Annotated in this window: 18 protein-coding genes and 1 tRNA gene; 13 read left to right on the forward strand and 6 right to left on the reverse strand. The window is 68.9% G+C overall.

The annotated features are described in order from the left end of the window. The first annotated feature begins 32 nt into the window (after positions 1-32). The gene (gene hrpA, locus ABZW30_RS26280) at positions 33-4,010 is read left to right on the forward strand and encodes an ATP-dependent RNA helicase HrpA (protein WP_355673651.1); all 3,978 of its coding nucleotides are present in this window, start codon (positions 33-35) and stop codon (positions 4,008-4,010) included. A 131-nt stretch (positions 4,011-4,141) separates the two neighbouring features. Continuing rightward, positions 4,142-4,215, forward strand: a tRNA-Asp gene (locus tag ABZW30_RS26285). Positions 4,216-4,573: 358 nt separating this feature from the next. Here ABZW30_RS26285 and bldC read toward each other — a convergent pair. Together bldC and ABZW30_RS26295 are read right to left on the reverse strand one after the other, a co-directional pair. Continuing rightward, positions 4,574-4,780: a developmental transcriptional regulator BldC gene (gene bldC, locus ABZW30_RS26290; protein WP_014137253.1), complete on the reverse strand. Its 207-nt coding sequence runs from the start codon at positions 4,778-4,780 to the stop codon at positions 4,574-4,576. A gap of 485 nt (positions 4,781-5,265) precedes the next feature. Beyond that, entirely contained in the window at positions 5,266-6,168 is a 903-nt protein-coding gene (locus tag ABZW30_RS26295; protein WP_355673652.1) for a hypothetical protein, read from the reverse strand. 206 nt (positions 6,169-6,374) lie between these two features. Between ABZW30_RS26295 and ABZW30_RS26300 the strand changes: the two genes are divergently transcribed. Together ABZW30_RS26300 and ABZW30_RS26305 are read left to right on the forward strand one after the other, a co-directional pair. Further along, positions 6,375-7,532, forward strand: coding sequence for a Glu/Leu/Phe/Val dehydrogenase dimerization domain-containing protein (locus ABZW30_RS26300; RefSeq protein ID WP_355673653.1), 1,158 nt, complete (start codon positions 6,375-6,377; stop codon positions 7,530-7,532). 383 nt (positions 7,533-7,915) lie between these two features. Then, on the forward strand, positions 7,916-8,170 hold the full coding sequence (locus ABZW30_RS26305; RefSeq protein WP_355673654.1) for a DUF3073 domain-containing protein: 255 nt from the start codon (positions 7,916-7,918) through the stop codon (positions 8,168-8,170). 194 nt (positions 8,171-8,364) lie between these two features. Here the strand turns inward: ABZW30_RS26305 and purM are convergent, their stop codons facing one another. The 3 genes from purM to ABZW30_RS26320 all read right to left on the reverse strand — a co-directional run bounded on the left by purM (position 8,365) and on the right by ABZW30_RS26320 (position 12,348). Beyond that, on the reverse strand, positions 8,365-9,450 hold the full coding sequence (gene purM, locus ABZW30_RS26310) for a phosphoribosylformylglycinamidine cyclo-ligase (protein ID WP_355673655.1): 1,086 nt from the start codon (positions 9,448-9,450) through the stop codon (positions 8,365-8,367). Between the two features lie 101 nt (positions 9,451-9,551). After that, complete coding sequence (gene purF, locus ABZW30_RS26315) at positions 9,552-11,135, reverse strand: amidophosphoribosyltransferase (RefSeq protein ID WP_355673656.1); 1,584 nt, start codon at positions 11,133-11,135, stop codon at positions 9,552-9,554. A gap of 346 nt (positions 11,136-11,481) precedes the next feature. Further along, the gene (locus ABZW30_RS26320) at positions 11,482-12,348 is read right to left on the reverse strand and encodes a diacylglycerol kinase (protein WP_355673657.1); all 867 of its coding nucleotides are present in this window, start codon (positions 12,346-12,348) and stop codon (positions 11,482-11,484) included. A gap of 126 nt (positions 12,349-12,474) precedes the next feature. Between ABZW30_RS26320 and ABZW30_RS26325 the strand changes: the two genes are divergently transcribed. Next, the gene (locus ABZW30_RS26325) at positions 12,475-13,758 is read left to right on the forward strand and encodes an adenylosuccinate synthase (protein ID WP_355673658.1); all 1,284 of its coding nucleotides are present in this window, start codon (positions 12,475-12,477) and stop codon (positions 13,756-13,758) included. 129 nt (positions 13,759-13,887) lie between these two features. After that, positions 13,888-14,490: a GNAT family protein gene (locus tag ABZW30_RS26330; protein WP_355673659.1), complete on the forward strand. Its 603-nt coding sequence runs from the start codon at positions 13,888-13,890 to the stop codon at positions 14,488-14,490. Between the two features lie 64 nt (positions 14,491-14,554). Here the strand turns inward: ABZW30_RS26330 and ABZW30_RS26335 are convergent, their stop codons facing one another. Next, positions 14,555-15,118 carry an ATP-binding protein gene (locus ABZW30_RS26335; RefSeq protein ID WP_355673660.1) on the reverse strand — a complete coding sequence of 188 codons (564 nt, stop codon included), beginning with the start codon at positions 15,116-15,118 and terminating at the stop codon, positions 14,555-14,557. A 211-nt stretch (positions 15,119-15,329) separates the two neighbouring features. On the opposite strand from ABZW30_RS26335, the gene ABZW30_RS26340 reads away from it, so the two are divergent. From ABZW30_RS26340 to ABZW30_RS26370, 7 genes are all read left to right on the forward strand, one after another. Continuing rightward, positions 15,330-16,157, forward strand: a complete 828-nt coding sequence (locus ABZW30_RS26340) for a DUF5753 domain-containing protein (RefSeq protein ID WP_355673661.1) — start codon at positions 15,330-15,332, stop codon at positions 16,155-16,157. A 3-nt stretch (positions 16,158-16,160) separates the two neighbouring features. Continuing rightward, a complete protein-coding gene (locus ABZW30_RS26345) occupies positions 16,161-16,364 on the forward strand; it encodes a DUF397 domain-containing protein (RefSeq protein WP_355673662.1) in 204 nt (67 codons plus the stop codon). A gap of 255 nt (positions 16,365-16,619) precedes the next feature. Then, positions 16,620-16,841, forward strand: coding sequence for a hypothetical protein (locus ABZW30_RS26350; RefSeq protein ID WP_355673663.1), 222 nt, complete (start codon positions 16,620-16,622; stop codon positions 16,839-16,841). Further along, a complete protein-coding gene (locus ABZW30_RS26355; protein ID WP_355673664.1) occupies positions 16,825-17,346 on the forward strand; it encodes a DUF6879 family protein in 522 nt (173 codons plus the stop codon). Before ABZW30_RS26350 ends, ABZW30_RS26355 begins: the two co-directional genes overlap by 17 nt. Then, positions 17,336-18,184, forward strand: a complete 849-nt coding sequence (locus ABZW30_RS26360; RefSeq protein ID WP_355673665.1) for a helix-turn-helix transcriptional regulator — start codon at positions 17,336-17,338, stop codon at positions 18,182-18,184. The genes ABZW30_RS26355 and ABZW30_RS26360 overlap by 11 nt, the downstream gene beginning before the upstream one ends. An 88-nt stretch (positions 18,185-18,272) precedes the next feature. Continuing rightward, entirely contained in the window at positions 18,273-18,521 is a 249-nt protein-coding gene (locus tag ABZW30_RS26365; RefSeq protein ID WP_355673666.1) for a hypothetical protein, read from the forward strand. Then, positions 18,518-18,730, forward strand: coding sequence for a hypothetical protein (locus ABZW30_RS26370; protein ID WP_355673667.1), 213 nt, complete (start codon positions 18,518-18,520; stop codon positions 18,728-18,730). The genes ABZW30_RS26365 and ABZW30_RS26370 overlap by 4 nt, the downstream gene beginning before the upstream one ends. Positions 18,731-19,204 lie beyond the last annotated feature (474 nt).

The raw sequence follows: 19,204 nt of genomic DNA on the forward strand, positions 1-19,204 counted from the left end.
GCTCCGCCGCACCTCCTTGCGAACCTAGAGGGATGCCCGCAGTGAGTTCTCCCGCAGTCCAGTCCGCCCCCGCACCCGCCGAGGGTCCCGGAATCGGTGAGCTGGCCGCCCGCCTGCCCGAGCTGACCCTGCGCGACCAGGTCCGGATCGGGCGCCGGTTGGAGGGGGCCCGCCGGGTCCGCAAGGCCGAGGCCCGCCAGAAGGTCGCCGCCGAGATCGCCGCCGACATCGACCGCGCCGAGCTGCTGGTCGAGCAGCGCCGGAACGCCGTCCCGAGGATCGCCTATCCCGCCGAGCTGCCGGTCAGCCAGAAGAAGGACGACATCCTGGAGGCGATCCGGGACCACCAGGTGGTGATCGTCGCGGGTGAGACCGGTTCCGGCAAGACCACCCAGATCCCGAAGATCTGTCTGGAGCTGGGCCGCGGCGTGCGCGGCCTGGTCGGCCACACCCAGCCGCGCCGGATCGCCGCCCGTACGGTGGCCGAGCGCGTCGCGGAGGAGCTGAACAGCCCGCTCGGCGAGGCGGTCGGCTGGAAGGTCCGGTTCACCGACCAGGTCGGCCAGGACACCCTGGTCAAGCTGATGACGGACGGCATCCTGCTGGCGGAGATCCAGACCGACCGCGATCTGCGCCAGTACGACACCCTGATCATCGACGAGGCGCACGAGCGCAGCCTCAACATCGACTTCCTGCTCGGCTACCTCAAGCAGCTGCTCCCCCGCCGTCCCGACCTCAAGGTCGTGATCACCTCCGCGACCATCGACCCGGAGCGCTTCGCCCGGCACTTCGGCGACGCCCCGATCGTCGAGGTCTCCGGCCGCACCTACCCCGTCGAGGTCCGGTACCGGCCCGTCCTGGAGGAGGACGAGGACGACGACGCCGCCGACCGCGACCGGGACCAGGTCCAGGCGATCTGCGACGCCGCCCAGGAGCTGCAGGACGAGGGCCCGGGCGACATCCTGGTCTTCCTCTCCGGCGAGCGCGAGATCCGCGACACCGCCGACGCGCTCACCAAGCTGAAGCTGCGCAACACCGAGATCCTGCCGCTGTACGCCCGGCTCAGCTCGGCCGAGCAGCACCGGGTGTTCCAGCGCTCCAACCTGCGCCGGATCGTGCTGGCCACCAACGTGGCCGAGACCTCGCTGACCGTCCCCGGCATCAAGTACGTGATCGACCCGGGCACCGCCCGGATCTCCCGCTACAGCCACCGCACCAAGGTGCAGCGGCTGCCGATCGAGGCGATCAGCCAGGCCAGCGCCAACCAGCGCAAGGGCCGCTGCGGCCGCACCTCGGACGGCATCTGCATCCGGCTGTACTCGGAGGAGGACTTCCTCTCCCGCCCCGAGTTCACCGACGCCGAGATCCTGCGCACCAACCTGGCCTCGGTGATCCTGCAGATGACCGCGGCCGGCCTCGGCGACATCGCCGCCTTCCCGTTCCTGGACCCGCCGGACTCCCGCAACATCAAGGACGGCGTGCACCTGCTGCACGAGCTGGGCGCGCTGGACCCGGACGAGAAGGACCCGCGCAAGCGACTGACCCCGCTCGGCCGCAAGCTCGCCCAGCTCCCGGTGGACCCGCGGATGGCCCGCATGGTGCTGGAGGCGGACCGCAACGGCTGCGTGCGCGACGTCATGGTGATCGCCGCCGCGCTCTCCATCCAGGACCCGCGCGAGCGCCCCGCCGAGAAGCGCCAGGCCGCCGACGACCGGCACCGCCGGTTCAACTCGGAGACCTCCGACTTCCTCGCCTACCTGTCGATGTGGCGCTACATCCGGGAGCAGCAGAAGGAGCTCTCCTCCTCGGCCTTCCGCCGGATGTGCAAGGCCGAGTTCCTCAACTACCTGCGGATACGGGAGTGGCAGGACATCTACACCCAACTGCGCACCGTCGCGAAGCAGTTGGGCGTGACGATCGAGGAACCGCATCCCGACGCCGAGCCGGACGCGGACCGGATCCACCAGTCGCTGCTGGCCGGCCTGCTCTCCCACATCGGTCTGTTCGACGTGGAGAAGCGCGAGTACGGCGGTGCGCGCGGCGCCCGCTTCGCGGTCTTCCCGGGCTCCGGCCTGTTCAAGAAGCCGCCGCGCTGGGTGATGTCGGCGGAGTTGGTGGAGACCTCCCGGCTGTGGGCGCGGATCAACGCCAAGATCGAGCCGGAGTGGGTCGAGCCGCTGGCCGGCCACCTGATCAAGCGCAGCTACAGCGAGCCGCACTGGGAGAAGAAGGCCGGCGCCGTCCTGGCGTACGAGAAGGTGACCCTCTACGGGGTGCCGGTGGTCGCCCAGCGCAAGGTCAACTACGGGCGGATCGACCCGGAGCTCTGTCGCGAGCTGTTCATCCGCAACGCCCTGGTCGAGGGCGACTGGGAGACCCACCACCGGTTCTTCGCCGAGAACCGCAAGCTGCTCGGCGAGGTCGAGGAGCTGGAGAACCGGGCCCGTCGCCGGGACATCATGGTGGACGACCAGACCCTGTTCGACTTCTACGACGCCCGGCTGCCCGACGACATCGTCTCCACCCGGCACTTCGACTCCTGGTGGAAGAAGGCCCGGCACGAGCAGCCGGACCTGCTGAACTTCGAGAAGTCGATGCTGATCAACGACGCCGCGGGCGGCGTCACCGAGGCCGACTACCCGGACTACTGGCAGCAGGGCAAGCTGCGCTTCAAGCTGACCTACCAGTTCGAACCGGGCAGCGACGCGGACGGCGTGACCGTCCACATCCCGCTGCCGGTGCTCAACCAGGTCACCGCGGAGGGCTTCGACTGGCAGATCCCCGGTCTGCGGGAGGAGCTGGTCACCGCGTACATCAAGTCGCTGCCGAAGGCGATCCGGCGCAACTTCGTCCCCGCGCCGGACTTCGCCAAGGCGGCGCTGCGCGGGGTGAAGGACCGCCAGGAGCCGTTGCTGCCGTCGCTGGAGCACGCCCTGAAGCGGCTGACGGCGGTCACCGTGCCGCCGGAGGCCTGGGACGACGAGCGGGTGCCGGACCACCTCAAGGTGACCTTCCGGGTGGTGGACGGCCGCCGCAAGCTCGCCGAGTCCAAGGACCTGGAGGAGCTGCGGCTGAGGCTCAAGCCGGAGCTGAAGGAGACGCTCTCCTCGGCGGCCTCCGGCCAGGGCATCGAGCAGGGCGGGCTGACCGCCTGGCCGGCCGGGCTGCCGGTGCTCCAGCGCACCTTCGAGCAGCGCTCCCGCGGCCACTCGCTGCGCGCCTACCCGGCGCTGGTGGACGAGGGGGCTTCGGTCGGCGTCAAGCTGTTCGACACCCCGGAGGCGCAGGCCGGGGCGATGTGGGAGGGCACCCGCCGGCTGCTGATGCTGGCCGTCAATTCCCCGGCCAAGTCGATCCAGGGGCGGCTGGGCAACCAGGCGAAGCTGGCGCTCTCGCACAGCCCGCACGGTTCGATCACCGCCCTGTTCGAGGACATCGTGTCGGCCGCGACCGACCGGCTGATGGCCCTGAACGGCGGCCCGGCCTGGGACGAGGCGGCCTTCGGCAAGCTGCACGACAAGGTGCGCGCGGACCTGTACGACCTGTCCGCGGACACCACGCTGAAGACGGCCACCGCGCTCATCGCCTTCCACAAGGCCTCGACCCGGCTGAAGACGGTGAGCAGCCCGGTGCTGCTGAACGCGGTGAACGACATCCGGCTGCACCTGGCCTCGCTGGTGCACCCGGACTTCGTGACGGCCACCGGCTGGCAGCGGCTGCCCGACCTCAAGCGCTACCTGCTGGCGGTGGACCGCCGGCTGGAGGCGCTGCCCAACCACCCCCAGCGGGACGCCCAGCAGCTGCTGAAGGTCCAGCAGGTGCAACAGGCCTACGGGGAGCTGCTGGCGGCGGTGCCGGCCGGACGCCGACCCTCGGAGGAGGTGCGGGCGATCCGCTGGATGATCGAGGAGCTGCGGGTCAGCTTCTTCGCCCAGTCGTTGGGCACGCCGAGCCCGGTCTCGGAGAAGCGGATCGTGAAGGCGATGGAGGCCGCCCGGGCGACGCTCTGACCCTGGCGGCGGGGCGACGCCCTGAGCTGCGGGTGGGCCCTCAGGAGTCAGTTCGACCTGGGGGCCCACCATGGGCTACGATCTGTCTTGTTCGCAGCGCGGCAAGCGAGTGAACGAGATCAGAACACTCTGGTCCCGTGGAGCAGTTGGTTAGCTCGCCACCCTGTCAAGGTGGAGGTCGCGGGTTCAAGTCCCGTCGGGATCGCCGTAGCGCGAGAGGCCCGGAACCGTCAGGTTCCGGGCCTCTCGCTTTTTGTCGTCCGGCTTGTACCCCGGGCCAGGTCCAGACCACAAGTGACAGACCGTGTGACAGTCGCCACTCACCCCCTCCGCGAATCGGCCCCGGAACGGCCTCTCGGAGACCCCGCTAATTTAATATGTAAAATTGCACTGTTATTCACTGTAAATCCCCCCCGCCCCATTCGCATCAAATCGTTATCCGGAGCTCGCCATTCCGACCGGCCGGAAGACGTCCGGGAGCCGGGCGCCGGACACGACAAAGGGGCCGCTAACCGGACCCGGCGGAGTCCGGTTAGCGGCCCCTTTAAAGAGCCTTTGGCCTATCAGGCCTCAGTGCGCTGAGCGGGAATCCCGGCCAGCAGAGCGCGCACCTCCGCCTCGCGGTAACGGCGGTGACCGCCGAGCGTGCGAATCGACGTCAGCTTGCCGGCCTTGGCCCAGCGGGTGACCGTCTTCGGGTCCACGCGGAACATGGTGGCAACCTCTGCCGGCGTCAGCAGCGGCTCAGCATCAGGGGTACGAGCGGTCATGAGCGGCCTCCTCGGGAGAACCGAACCAGGGCGGTTCTATCCTTCAAATTCTGCACCTTGGCCCGCGATGCCCGAAATGGCATAGACGGGCCGAGTCGGTTATAGGACGAACGGCTTGTCCTGGTGTCTACAACTACACCATCCGTCCAGCCCTATCGACCAAACCGCCAAAATTGACCCCTCACGGGTTCAAGGCCGACGGATGGCGATGGACCACCCCATAACGGACAGTCACACGACAGTGACGTCCGGTTACGAGGGGACCAGACCCTCCGATTCCCCGCAAAGTGCGCATCGATTCCAGAACCACCCAAAAGTGGGCACGCTCACGTGAAGTTGGGCTGGTTGTCCCATTTTTGCACATAGGGGTAAGTTCGCGTCAACGGTGAGTAGTGTCACGTTCGGCAGCTATTGACCCGAACCGGGACCTTGGTCATCGGAGTTGCGACGAAGGACTCTTACAGTCATACACGGGCGGTCGGACGTCAGTTCGCATGCCGCAGCACCAGCACCCGGCGCCACCGCGCCGTCAGCTCCCCGTACACGCGCAGCGCCTCCGCGGTGTCCCCCGCCCGCAGCGCGCGCAGCCCCTCCTCCAGCTCCCCCGCCGAACGGTCCGCCAACAGCCGCTCCGGCCCCAGCAGATGCACCAGCCCCCCGTAGTCCAGCTCCACCAGCGAGCGCGGGTGGAACTCCTCCAGCCACCGCCCGACCCGCTCCGCCCCCCGCACCAACCCCCCGTCCGGCACCGCCTCGCGCAGCGCCCGGAAGGCCCGCGCCACCCGCCGCCGCGCCTGGGCCATCGGCACCAGGTAGAACAGCGCCGCCGGCCGCCCCCGCTCCCCCTTCACCCCTTCCACTCCCCCTCCCCCCGGCACGAAGCACCGGTCCTCGTCCCCGAACGGCAGGAACCAGCGCACCGGCACCTCCCACCGGCTGGTCAGGATCCACGGCCGGGCGTCCGGGTGCTCGGCCCGCCAACGCTCCCGATCCGCCTCGGCGGCCGCCCGGGCCACCGGCGGCACCGCGGCGTCCAGCAGGGCCACCGGAGCCCCCTCCCGCAGCTCCTCCAGCGCCTGCCAGCTCCGCAGCCTGGTCGCCCACGGGCAGACGTACAGTACGCCGTCCACCACCCGCAGGTACGCCCGCCCGCTCTCCCGCTCCGGCAGCGCCCGGGGCGTGCGGGCGGCCAGCTCCCCGAGCGCCTCCCGCTGCTCCTCCAGCACCGCCGCCGCCACCGGCTGCGCCGCCTGAGCGGCGTCCGGCCCGTGCTCCGCCGCGTACGCCTGCCAACGCGCCCGCTCGGGCTCCGGGTACGCGGCCAGCGGCTCGTAGACCCGCAGGTGGGCGGCGTAGGGCGGCTGTACGGAAGTGCGTACGACGGTCACGTTCTGCATGGTCGCACGGGCCGCCCGGCCCCGGGAGGGCGCGCCCCCGAACCGTTCGCGCCCGCACCGCGCACCTCTCCCGTCTCACCCCTCGGACAACCGGCACAAGCTCGGACAAGAGGGCCGATCGGCGGCCGGCGCGCGACTACTCTTCGCTTTAGGCGCCCGCACCACAGCAGCGGGCCTTCCCTACTGGAGTCACCACAGTGACCGACGTACAGACCCCCGCCACGCACCCCGCACCCGGCGTGCTCAGCAGGATCTTCCGCACCGAGCAGGACGGCGCCCCCGGCGACGGCCACGAGCAGGTCGTCCTCTGCCACGACCGCAGCTCCGGTCTCAAGGCGATCATCGCCATCCACTCCACCGCGCTGGGCCCCGCCCTCGGCGGCACCCGCTTCTTCCCGTACGCCTCCGAGGAGGCGGCCCTGGAGGACGCGCTGAACCTGTCCCGCGGGATGTCCTACAAGAACGCGTTGGCCGGGCTGGACCTCGGCGGCGGCAAGGCCGTCATCATCGGCGACCCGAACAAGGACAAGAACGAGGCGATGCTCCGGGCCTACGGCCGCTTCGTGGAGTCCCTGCGCGGCCGTTACATCACCGCCTGCGACGTGGGCACCTACGTGCAGGACATGGACGTCATCGCGCGCGAGACCGAGTTCGTGACCGGCCGCTCGCCCGAGCACGGCGGCGCCGGCGACTCGTCCATCCTGACCGCCTTCGGCGTCTTCCAGGGCATGCGCGCCTCCGCCCAGGCCCGCTGGGGCCAGCCGACCCTGCGCGGCAAGCGGGTCGGCGTCGCGGGCGTCGGCAAGGTCGGCCACTACCTGGTCGGCCACCTGGTCGCGGACGGCGCCACCGTCGTCGTCACCGACCCCTTCGAGGCCGCCGTCAACCGCGTGCGCGCCGCCCACCCCGAGGTGGAGGTGGTCGCCGACACCGCCGCCCTGCTCCAGGCCAAGCTGGACGTCTACGCCCCCTGCGCCCTCGGCGGCGCGCTGACCGACGCCGTCGTCGCCGCCCTGGGCGAGTTCGGCACCTCCATCGTCTGCGGTGCGGCCAACAACCAGCTGGCCCACCCGGGCGTCGAGAAGGACCTGGCCGACCGCGGCATCCTGTACGCCCCCGACTACCTGGTGAACTCCGGCGGCGTGATCCAGGTCGCCGACGAGATCGACGGCTTCAACTTCGAACGGGCCAAGAACAAGGCCACCAAGATCTTCGACACCACCCTGGAGATCTTCACCCGGGCCGCCTCCGACGGCATCCCGCCGGCGGTCGCCGCCGACCGCCTGGCCGAGAAGCGGATGCGCGAGATCAGCGCGCTGCGCACGGTCCTGCTGCCGGGCGCCCGCCGCGGCTGATCGGCCCCGCTCCGGTGATCGGATGCGCGGGGGGCTCCACCCGGCCGCCCCCCGCGCATCACGATGTGGAACCGGATTCTCACTTCTCCGCCCGAACGGGTGATCCGAGGTCCCCCTAGGGGGGATAATCAGTCCTGGAACGACGGACCTCAGACACCTCCGGACAGCGCGCAAATCGCCGCAAAACCTCCCCTGACCTGGGAAGACTTGGTCTCGGGTGCGGCCGGTGCGCGCCACGTCACACCGACGACGTACCGTCCAGCGGCGGAAACAGGTACCGTTAATGCTCCAAGGGACGGTCCTCCCATTCGGGCAGGCCGGTCCTGATCATGAACACGTGTCAGACTCGGGGCCGTGAGCCCCATCGTTGAGGGGGTCGACCCATGGGGCGCGGCCGGGCCAAGGCCAAGCAGACGAAGGTCGCCCGCGAGCTGAAGTACAACAGCGGCGGGTTCGACGCTAACCGTCTGTCCAACGAGCTGGGCGTATCGCCGTCCACGCCTTCGATCGACCCGGAGCCGATCGAGGAAGAAGAGGACGACGACCCGTACGCGGAGTACGCCGCCCGCTACGCCGTCGACGACGAGGACGACAACGAGCCGGGTGCCGGGCCGTCGCAGGCCTCCCGCCGCTCGTAACCCACAGCTTCACCGGACCGGTCCGGCGCCCACGGCGCCGGACCGGTTTTCGGCGTTCCCGCGCACCGTCCCCCTCCGACGGGGGAGCGCTCCGCCTGACGCCTCCCCTCCGGGGGACGTGAGAGGGCCCCTCCGGCGCACCGGAGGGGCCCTCTCACACTCTTCGACGGGCTCAGCCCGCCTTCCCCGGCGGCTCAGCCCGCAGTGAAGCCCTCGTAGGCGTTGTAGAGGGCCGCGCCGCCCTCGTGCCCGTCGGTGCGCTCGACGATGTCACCGAGCAGCCAGGCCTCGACGCCGCGGTCCTCCAGGATCGACAGCACCACGTCCACCGAGTGCGGCGGGACGACGGCGACCATGCCGACGCCCATGTTGAGCGTCTTCTCGATCTCCAGGGTGGCCACCTTGCCGACCTCGGCGACGGTCCGGAAGACCGGCAGCGGGGTCCAGGTGCCGCGGTCCAGGCGGGCGTGCAGGCCGTCCGGGATGACCCGGGCCAGGTTCGCCGCCAGGCCGCCGCCGGTGACGTGCGAGAAGGCGTGCACCTCGGTGGCGCGGATCAGCGCCAGGCAGTCCAGCGAGTAGATCCGGGTCGGCTCCAGCAGCTCCTCGCCGAGGGTGCGGCCGAACTCCTCGACCTTGCGGTCCAGCTTCCAGCCGGCCTCGTTCAGCAACACGTGGCGGACCAGTGAGTAGCCGTTGGAGTGCAGGCCGGAGGCGGCCATCGCGATCACCACGTCGCCGGCCCGGACGCGCTCGGCGCCCAGCAGCGCGTCGGCCTCGACCACGCCGGTGCCGGCGCCCGCGACGTCGTACTCGTCCGGGCCGAGCAGGCCCGGGTGCTCGGCGGTCTCGCCGCCCACCAGGGCGCAGCCGGCCAGCGCGCAGCCCTCGGCGATGCCCTTGACGATCGAGGCGACCCGCTCCGGGACGACCTTGCCGACGCAGATGTAGTCGGTCATGAACAGCGGCTCGGCGCCGCACACCACGATGTCGTCGACGACCATGCCGACCAGGTCGTGGCCAATGGTGTCGTGCTTGTCCATGGCGGCCGCGATGGCCACCTTGGTCCCCACGCCGTCGGTGGCCGAGGCCAGCAGCGGGCGCTCGTAGTCCTTGAAGGCGGACACGTCGAAGAGGCCGGCGAAGCCGCCGAGACCGCCGACCACCTCGGGGCGGTTGGCCTTCTTCACCCACTGCTTCATGAGCTCGACGGCGCGGTCGCCCGCCTCGATGTCGACACCGGCGGCGGCGTAGGTGGCGCCGTTCTGGTTGGAGGTCACTGCGTGCGGCCCTTTCGGGTCTGGTGGGGGCGGTTCGTTACAGCGGGAGGGGGGTGGAACAGCGGTGGGGTCCCGGTTCGCGGGACCCCACCGTGGACTCGTTACGGGCGGCGCAGCGCGTCGGCCGCGCCCGCCCCGCCGAGCAGTGACTGGACGCCGTCCAGGTCGCTGCCGCTGGTCGGCTTGCCGCGGACGGCGGGCTGCTGCTGGCCGCCCTTGATCTCGGCCTCCAGCAGGAGCTTGCCGAGCAGCGCCGGGTCCGGCAGCTCCATCGGGTACTCGCCGTCGAAGCAGGCCCGGCAGAGCTTGTCCTTGGGCTGCTTGGTGGCCTCGATCATGCCGTCGATCGAGATGTAGGCGAGCGAGTCGGCGCCGAGCGTGCGGCCGATCTCCTCCACCGTCATCCCGTTGGCGATCAGCTCCGCGCGGGTGGCGAAGTCGATGCCGAAGAAGCAGGGCCACTTCACCGGCGGCGAGGAGATCCGGATGTGCACCTCGGCGGCGCCCGCCTCGCGCAGCATCCGCACCAGCGCGCGCTGGGTGTTGCCGCGGACGATCGAGTCGTCCACGACCACCAGGCGCTTGCCGGCGATGACCTCGCGCAGCGGGTTCAGCTTGAGCCGGATGCCGAGCTGACGGATGGTCTGGCTGGGCTGGATGAAGGTGCGGCCCACGTAGGCGTTCTTCACCAGGCCGGAGCCGTACGGGATGCCGCTGGCCTCGGCGTAGCCGATCGCGGCGGGGGTGCCGGACTCGGGCGTCGCTATCACCAGGTCGGCCTCGACGGGGGCCTCCTTCGCCAGGCGGCGGCCCATCTCCACGCGGGAGAGGTGCACGTTGCGGCCGGCGATGGAGGTGTCGGGGCGGGCCAGGTAGACGTACTCGAAGACGCAGCCCTTGGGCTTGGCCTCGGCGAACCGGGAGCTGCGCATGCCGTTCTCGTCGATGGCGATGAGCTCGCCGGGCTCGACCTCGCGGATGAAGGAGGCGCCGCAGATGTCCAGCGCCGCCGTCTCGGAGGCGACCACCCAGCCGCGCTCCAGCCGGCCGAGCACCAGCGGGCGGATGCCCTGCGGGTCGCGGGCGGCGTAGAGCGTGTTCTCGTCCATGAAGACGAGCGAGAAGGCGCCCTTGACCTTGGGCAGCACGACCTTGGCCGTCTCCTCGATGGAGAGGTCCGGGTGGCCGGCCAGCAGGGCGGTCACCAGGTCGGTGTCGTTGGTCGCGGCGGTCCGGCCGGAGCGGGAGACGTGCTCCTCGCCGGGCAGTTCGGCGACCATGGCCGCCAGTTCGGCGGTGTTCACCAGGTTTCCGTTGTGCCCGAGGGCCAGCGAACCGTGCACGGTCGCCCGGAAGGTCGGCTGGGCGTTCTCCCAGACCGAGGAACCGGTGGTCGAGTAGCGGGCGTGTCCGACGGCGATATGCCCGTGCAACGACCCCAGCGAGGCCTCGTCGAAGACCTGGGAGACGAGTCCCATGTCCTTGAAGACGAGAATCTGGGAGCCGTTGCTCACTGCGATGCCCGCGGATTCCTGACCGCGGTGCTGCAGGGCGTAAAGGCCGAAGAACGTGAGCTTGGCGACCTCCTCGCCGGGAGCCCAGACACCGAAGACGCCACACGCGTCCTGGGGGCCTTTCTCGCCGGGAAGAAGATCGTGGTTGAGTCTTCCGTCACCACGTGGCACGCCTTCGAGTCTAGGGCAGTTGGCACAGGCTTCCGGAACGCGGGACTGCGGGTTTGTCCGGTCCTCTCGGAGTAACGCGCGTAGACAAAACCCCTTACGGGCTGGGGATTTCGGGTGGGGGGAATTCCGGCGGGTGGCGGTTGGCCTTGCGGTTCGCGCCTGTTGGGGAGTTCGGTGCGCAGTTCCGTGTGCGGAACGGTGGTTGTCGGGGTGGGCGCGAACGTGAGCCTGCTCACCCGGGGTTCAGCCGGGGTTCACGTGGCGGGCCCCCTCCTCGGCGGCCTTCGCGCGGGTCTTCGCACAGGCCTTCGCGCGCGTCATTCGCGCGCGTCATTCGCGCGCGTCCTTACGCGGCCGGCAGCAGCAGCCCCCAGGCGCCCGGGTGCACCGTCCAGGTCCGGGCGCGGACCGGGCCGACCGGGTGGCCGTCCGCCTCGTAGCCGAAGCCGCGGCCGACCACCGAGACGCTCGCGGCCCGGGCGCGCACGAGCGCCCCCGGCGCGCGGACCACCACCTCCAGCACGCCCTCGGCGTCCGCCCCGGCGCCCTCGGCGTCCCCACCACCACCCGGCAGGGTCAGCTGCACCAGCCGGACCGGCCGGTGCACGTCCGCGAGCAGCCGGCCGTCCGCCTCGACCCGGACCCGGGGGCTGTGGTCGACGGCCTCCGAGGCGAGTGCGTTCGCCTGCTCGGCCGCAGCCAGTTTCGCCCATAGCGAACGCCAGCCACCCGGGCGGCCCACCAACCGGCGGGTGCCGCCACCGGTGATCCGCACCCCGCCCAGCGCCACCCCGCCACCGTCGTCCACCAGCAGGTCGAAGGTGCGCGGGGCGCCCGAGAGCACCGCGCGCGCGGCCCGCACCGGCTCCCCCGGCACGCCGAGCGCGCGGGCCGTCGCCAGCTCCTCCGTGCGCCCTACCGGAACCATGCCCACCGGATCCGCGCCCAGCTCACGGTGGCGATGCAGCGCCTGCAGCACCCGCTGCAGGGCGAGATCGGAACCGATCACCACCGGTCGCCGCCGACCCCGGTGCGAAAGCACCCGGTCGAGTTCGGACGGGCTCTCCGGATAGGCCACCTTGACGTCCGTACCCCCGCAGAGCACGTCCTTCGCGATCCGCACCGACTCGCCGTCGGTCCGCCGGGCCACCGGGTCGAGGAGCAGCAGAATCGGCTCGGGGCCGCTGGTTGCAGGCGTGGACAGGGACGACACGACCGGTCCTTCCTCAGGTAATCTCTCGGTGCAAGAGCCCCTTGCGCCGTTGCGCCAGGGGCTTCGTCTATCTCGGGGCAGACAGCGGCCTACGCAGGATGCCCCAACCGGAAGGGGTGTACGCCTGTGCCGGCACTCGTGCTCGTTGGCGCTCAGTGGGGAGACGAGGGCAAGGGGAAGGCCACCGACCTCCTCGGCGGCTCCGTCGACTACGTCGTCCGCTACCAGGGCGGCAACAACGCCGGTCACACGGTGGTCATCGGCGACCAGAAGTACGCCCTGCACCTGCTCCCCTCCGGCATCCTCAGCCCGAACGTCACACCGGTCATCGGCAACGGCGTCGTGATCGACCCGGCCGTGCTGCTCTCCGAGCTGGCCGGACTGAACGAGCGCGGCATCGACACCTCCAAGCTGCTGATCTCGGGCAACGCCCACCTGATCACGCCGTACCACCGCACCCTGGACAAGGTCACCGAGCGCTTCCTCGGCAAGCGCCGGATCGGCACCACCGGCCGCGGCATCGGCCCGACCTACGCGGACAAGATCAACCGCGTCGGCATCCGGGTCCAGGACCTGTTCGACGAGTCGATCCTGCGCCAGAAGATCGAGGCGGCGCTGCACGACAAGAACCAGATCCTGGTCAAGCTGTACAACCGCCGCACCATCCCGGCCGACCTGGTGGTCGAGGAGTACCTGGGCTACGCGGAGAAGATCAAGCCCTTCCTCGCCGACACCACCCTCGTCCTGGACGAGGCGCTCAAGGCGAACAAGGTCGTCCTGCTGGAGGGCGGCCAGGGCACCCTGCTCGACGTCGACCACGGCACGTACCCCTTCGTGACCTCGTCGAACCCGACCGCGGGCGGCGCCTGCACCGGCGCCGGCATCGGCCCCACCAAGATCGACCGGGTCATCGGCATCCTCAAGGCCTACACCACCCGCGTCGGCTCCGGCCCGTTCCCGACCGAGCTGTTCGACGAGGACGGCGAGGCGCTGCGCCGCATCGGCGGCGAGCGCGGTGTCACCACCGGCCGCGACCGCCGCTGCGGCTGGTTCGACGCCGTCATCGCGCGCTACGCGACCCGGGTCAACGGCCTCACCGACTTCTTCCTCACCAAGCTCGACGTGCTGACCGGCTGGGAGCAGATCCCGGTCTGCGTCGCGTACGAGATCGACGGCAAGCGCGTCGAGGAGCTCCCCTACAACCAGTCGGACTTCCACCACGCCAAGCCGGTCTACGAGACGCTGCCGGGCTGGAACGAGGACATCAGCAAGGCGAAGACCTTCGCCGAGCTGCCGAAGAACGCCCAGGCGTACGTGAAGGCGCTGGAGGAGATGTCCGGCGCGCCGATCTCCGCCATCGGTGTCGGCCCGGGCCGGGACGAGACGATCCAGATCAACTCGTTCATCTGAGCCTGAGTGCTTTCGAGGGCCCTGCGGGACGTTCGCGTCCCGCAGGGCCCTTCACTTTGCCTGCCTTCGATTTTGCACTAGTGCAGCAATCGATTGCCTCTAGTTCAAAGTGGCGCTACCGTCTGGATCATGACCGCGAAGCTGCCCGCGCCCGTCACCCTCACCGGCCGCCACGTCCGCCTGGAGCCACTGGAGCGCCGCCACCTCCCCGACCTCTGGGCCACCGTCGGCTCCGAGCCCGAGGTCTGGCGCTGGACCATGAACCTCCCGCCCGCCTCGGAGGAGGAACTCGGCAGGATCCTCGACGCCCGCATCGCCGAGGCCGCCGAGGGGGAGTGCGTCCACTTCGCCGCCGTCGACCTCGCGAGCGGCACCGCCGTCGGCATCACCGGCTACCACGACTTCAGCACGAAGGACGAGTCCGTGGAGATCGGCGGCACCCTGTACGCCCGCTCGGTCTGGCGCACCGCGGTCAACACCGAGGCCAAGCTGCTGCTGCTCACCCACGCCTTCGAGGACCTCGGCATGGGCCGGGTGTTCTGGAAGACAGACGCCCTCAACGAGCGCTCCCGCAACGCGATCCTGCGCCTCGGCGCCCAGTTCGAGGGCGTCTTCCGCCGCCACCGCCTCCGGCCCACCGGCACCTGGCGTGACACCGCCTACTTCTCGATGCTCGCGGACGAGTGGCCGGCGGCCAAGTCCCGTCTGATGGAGCGGCTTTCGCGGGGATGAGCGTTCACGCGCCAGGCCAACCACGCCACGAACACCGAGGCGCCGAACAGCGCGGCCAATCCGATCACCTGTGCGCCATCTTGGTCACGGCCCACACCGCTTTGCCGTAGCTGCCGATCAGTTCGACGCCCCACTCCTCCGAGAGGGCTTCGACGATGTCCAGGCCCCGGCCACTCGCCCGCGAGTCGTCCGTGGCTTGCCGTTGGAGCGGATTCCCCGAGGCGTCGCAAACGGTGATGTGCAGCTTGCCGCAACGGAGTTCGAGCACGACGCTCGGCCGCCCCTCCCCGTGGACCAGCGCATTGGTCACCAGCTCGGAGAGGATGAGGCACGCCGAGTCCGGGTCCAGCCCCATGGCATGGAGGACGTCCCGGAGGAGCCGACGGATCGGCCCGACCATCCCGGGAAGGGCTGGCGGAGAGAGGTCGAGCCGGAACTCGGAGACGAGTGGGTCCCGGGAGGGACGGAACGGTGGAGGGCACATGACTGTCTCCAGCCCTGAGTTGAGTGGAATGCACCTGGAAGAGAAGAGGTACCCCGTGGCCTGCCCCCGCCGACGGTGGAGAAGCGCAGGCGTCGGCGGCCTGCACCCCCACACCCGGGGTGCACTTCGGGATCTGATCGACATTCAGTAGTCGACCCGATACCGAAGGTAGGCCAACCCCCTCACTAATGCAACCACTCGTAAGGGTGACGCTACGGTGGGTCCCCTTGGAGTGGCGCTGCGCGACCCTCACGCGCGACACTGCCGATGCCACGGGAAGGGACGGACTTTGGCTCTGCGAGCGCACATCAGCGAGCGTCAGCGGCGATACGGCGCCGAGGTGCGCCGCCTCCGGTTGGACGCCGACGTAGCAGTGCAGACGGCCGCCGCACACGTCGGCATGCGCGGCCCACAGCTGAACCACATCGAAGCCGCACGCACCGGCCTGGATGAGATCCGGATGCGCGAACTCGCCGCTTTCTATGGCTGCACGAATGAAGAGTATCTGGCCACCCTGGCCGCCCTCGGAGCCAGCGACGGCAGGGGCTGGTGGAGCTCACACAGACGGCGTGTTCCCGCGTTCGCTCTGGACCTTGCCGAACTGGAGCACTGGTCGAGGGCGTACCTCAACTACGAGACCTTCTTCATCCCCGGCCTTCTCCAGACTGAGGGCTACATCCGCAGGACCTTCCTGAACAGCAAGACGCCCCTCTCACCCGCCCAGATCGAAGACGCCATCTCCTTCCGCCTTGCCCGGCAGCAGATCCTCGATGGGCCGGCCGAGTTCCGGTTCGTCATCCACGAAGCCGCACTGCTGATGAGTTTTGCCGACCGGACGGCCATGCAGGATCAGCTGGCCCACCTGCTTGACGTGGGGGAGAAGCCCAACGTGACGATTCAGATCTTCCCCTTCAGCGTCAAAGCCACCCTTCCGTATCCGGGCCCCTTCCTGATCACCGAGCCGCCCTCCCGTGCGCTGTCCACGCTGGTCATCGACCATCCGGGCGTCTCCCAGTTCACCGACTCGCCCGATGCACTGCTGGAGTACCGGAGCAGGTTCGAAGACCTCAGCCGCCTGGCTCTTCCGCCCAGCAACTCAACGACCTCCGCGCGTCCCCACTCCCGGCGGGACTCGTGGGGAGTGATCCAACACATCAAGCACGGACTGGAATTGGAGAGTTAAGTCATGTCCCAGCAGTGGCAGAAGTCGACCAGCAGCACTCAGGACGGCGGGAACTCGGTGGAGGTGTCCGTCAATGGCGAGGGCCTGATCGAGGTCCGCGAGTCCGCCGCCCCCGACTCGGTCATCGTCACCACGCCCACGAAGTTCGCGCTCTGGATCGAAGGTGTCAAGCGCGGCGAGTTCGACCACTTCGCCGCTGGCGTGTGACCGCCTCTTCCGGCGGCCTCTTGCGCCTCGCAAGAGGCCGCCGGAAGAAGCCGCATGACCCAGGAAGACAGAATCCGGCATACAAAGCCCTGGTTGTCGATCGCTCGTTCGGCTGCGGCTGAAGGGCTTGCGCGGCCAAACCATGATCCTTAGTCCAACACGGGAATATCGCTGTCCTGTCATAGACAGGCAGTGATCGAATCTTTAGCGTCGTGTCCGGGCGGTCCGACTGGGCCGCACGCCAAGGGAGTTGAGATGGACAAGAGGTCGGGTCTCACGCGGCTGACCAACACGGGCAACGGCAGTGGCTCGGGGGAGTGCAATCAGAACGACTGCCCCAACGTCTACCGCTCCGAGCGCGGGACGTTCGTGTTCCAGGGGAACCTCACCGACGACTTCACGCCGCCCTGCGGCGAGGGGCTCGTGGAGATCCCTGAGAGCGTACTTCGGGAGGCTTTCGTTGCGCTTGGATGGTGACGCCTGGCAGGCCAAGTTCCGAGAATTCAAGATGGAAGCGTGGAGGCTGGAGACTCTTCCAGCCTACAATGTCCCACAGGAGGCAGACGAGCTGCGAGCCTTCCGGTCGGGTGAGCGGATCGACCCGCACACGCACTCCAACGAATACACGGACGACCTCAAGCGAGTGCGGCGAGAAGGAAAAGTCAAGGGACGAGTGCACATCGCCACTCGACCGCTCTCCGAGTATCTCCGTTACGAGTTCATGTATTACCTTCCACACGTCTGGGCCGGCGAAGACGTGCGGATCATGGACGTCACAGATCGCACCAATCCACTGGCCGGTGTCACCGACTATTGGATGTTCGACAAAAAGGAGGTAGTGCTCATGAACTACCTCCCCGATGGAACGCAGATCGACCGCACCGTGTTCGAGGGTGACATCAGCCCGTTCATCGAGTATCAGCGGATCGCAATCGCTGAATCGGTGCCTTTCGAGGAGTACGTGAAGGGCATTGGCGCTTGATCCGCAAGAGCTAGGTCAGTCGAACTCAGATCTAGCGGCACTTCTTCAAGAGCTGCGCAAGCGAGCTGGACTCTCCGGGGTCCAGCTCGCTCGGCGTGTCAGCATGTCACAGTCCAAGATTTCCAAGATCGAGACAGGCAGGGTCACGCCGTCACTCGTTGACGTCGAACTGATCGTTCGGGCACTCGACGCGCCGCCGGAGCTGATAGCGCAGGTGACGGCGCTTGCTCGTATCGCCAACACCGAGTGGCAGGACGCCCGGGCCCTGCGCCGAAAGGGCCTGGACAAGAAGCAAGTTGAACTGGCAGCACTGGAGCGAAACTCTCATGAGTTTCGCTACTTCTTGCCGACCATGATTACCGGGCTACTTGCCACGCCGGAGTACATCAGAGCCAGCCTGGCCACATTTCCGGGCGATCATTCGAAGGCAATTGCCAAGAAGCTGGAGCGGCAGGCCGTCCTCTACGAGCCAGCTAAGCGATTCAACTTCATCCTGACCGAGCAGGCCTGCCGCTGGCCACTAGTGTCGGCGCAGGCCATGGCGATGCAGATCGACAGACTGGCCTCCGTGTCTCGCCTGCCGAATGTACGACTCGGCATTATTCCCATGGCTGGCCACATGCCATGGGCGCCCTTGAATGTCTTCACGATCTATGACGCGTCGCTAGCCACCGTGGAAGTGTCCACGGGAGCGCTGGTGTTCCGCGACCCCAGGGATATTCAGGAATACCTAGACGAGTTTCAAATCTTCGATGGATATTCGCTCTGGGGCGAGGACGCTCGGGTCAAGCTAGGCGAGTGGGCCGACCACTATCGAGGGATATCCCAAGATCTTTAGTCGACATCAGGAATATCATTGAGCAACTCCCCGCGATTTCCCTAATCTGGCTTCTCGCCCACGAATCCGAGAGCCACGGGAGCCATTCATGTCCGCTGCGGGCTTCGCCCAATCGACCAACAAGAGCCAGCCGTCGAAACGTCGCCGTTCCCACGCGGAGCTCATGGAGCGGATCGAGAACAACCCGGTCCGCAAAGACCTGACGACCGGGTGCCTTGTGGAGCTGGTGGGAACCGAGGACGGCAGGGCCCTGGTCCGGCCGCTGTTCGAGCCGGATGCCCCGCCCCGCCAGGTGCCTGCCGACCAGCTGACCACCCGCATCAGCCTGTGGAGGTGACCGTGGCCGAGCAGTGGATGCCGGAGCCCGGCCAGCGCGTCTACGAGCGCCGTACCGGCGCCGCCGTGGAGATCATGGAGATCGGCAAGACCGGCATCTACGTCCGCCCGTTGCGCGGCGGACTGGAGCGCGTGGTCCGGCGCGCCGACCTGATCCCGCCGGACGATGCCCCGGGCGGCTTCTTCGACTGGCAGGCCTCACGCGGGTGACGGCCGTGACCGTCTCGCACTCCCCCGACCTCCACACGGGACTGCGGGTGGCCGGGGGTGTCGGAGGTACGCGGCACATGGGAAGCGGCGGCCGACGCGGTCGAATGGCTTGCGAAGCGGTACGAGGAGCACACGCCCGGAGGTGATGCCTGGATGCCGATCGAGGCCCGGCGCCAGGGCACGATCGAGCAACTGGCCGAGCCTACGGACGTGGTGTGGTCCCGGTGGGTGACCGACAGCCGGCGGTGGGGCCACTACGTGATCACATGTCCCACCAAGGCCTGGCCACAGTTCGCTTGTCCGATGAGATGAAGGCTGCGTCCCAGCTCTTCTGGGGCGCAGCCTTCATTTTGTGCCTTCGTGCGTGGGAAGTCGGCCGCGCCCCCATAACCCCCCCCAAAGAGAAAGAACACCGACCGGCGACCCGGCGGGCGGAAGGGGACCGGGGGCGGGGACGCCCCACCGGGGCGCCAG

The organism is Kitasatospora sp. NPDC004669 (assembly GCF_040609455.1).
Taxonomy (GTDB): Bacteria; Actinomycetota; Actinomycetes; order Streptomycetales; family Streptomycetaceae; genus Kitasatospora.

Bases quoted from the DNA above. Each gene is read 5' to 3' on its own strand.
- hrpA (WP_355673651.1), top strand. From the start codon at position 33: ATGCCCGCAGTGAGTTCTCCCGCAGTCCAGTCCGCCCCCGCACCCGCC.
- bldC (WP_014137253.1), bottom strand. From the start codon at position 4,780: ATGACCGCTCGTACCCCTGATGCTGAGCCGCTGCTGACGCCGGCAGAG.
- ABZW30_RS26305 (WP_355673654.1), top strand. From the start codon at position 7,916: ATGGGGCGCGGCCGGGCCAAGGCCAAGCAGACGAAGGTCGCCCGCGAG.
- ABZW30_RS26330 (WP_355673659.1), top strand. From the start codon at position 13,888: ATGACCGCGAAGCTGCCCGCGCCCGTCACCCTCACCGGCCGCCACGTC.
- ABZW30_RS26335 (WP_355673660.1), bottom strand. From the start codon at position 15,118: ATGTCGATCAGATCCCGAAGTGCACCCCGGGTGTGGGGGTGCAGGCCG.
- ABZW30_RS26345 (WP_355673662.1), top strand. From the start codon at position 16,161: ATGTCCCAGCAGTGGCAGAAGTCGACCAGCAGCACTCAGGACGGCGGG.
- ABZW30_RS26350 (WP_355673663.1), top strand. From the start codon at position 16,620: ATGGACAAGAGGTCGGGTCTCACGCGGCTGACCAACACGGGCAACGGC.
- ABZW30_RS26365 (WP_355673666.1), top strand. From the start codon at position 18,273: ATGTCCGCTGCGGGCTTCGCCCAATCGACCAACAAGAGCCAGCCGTCG.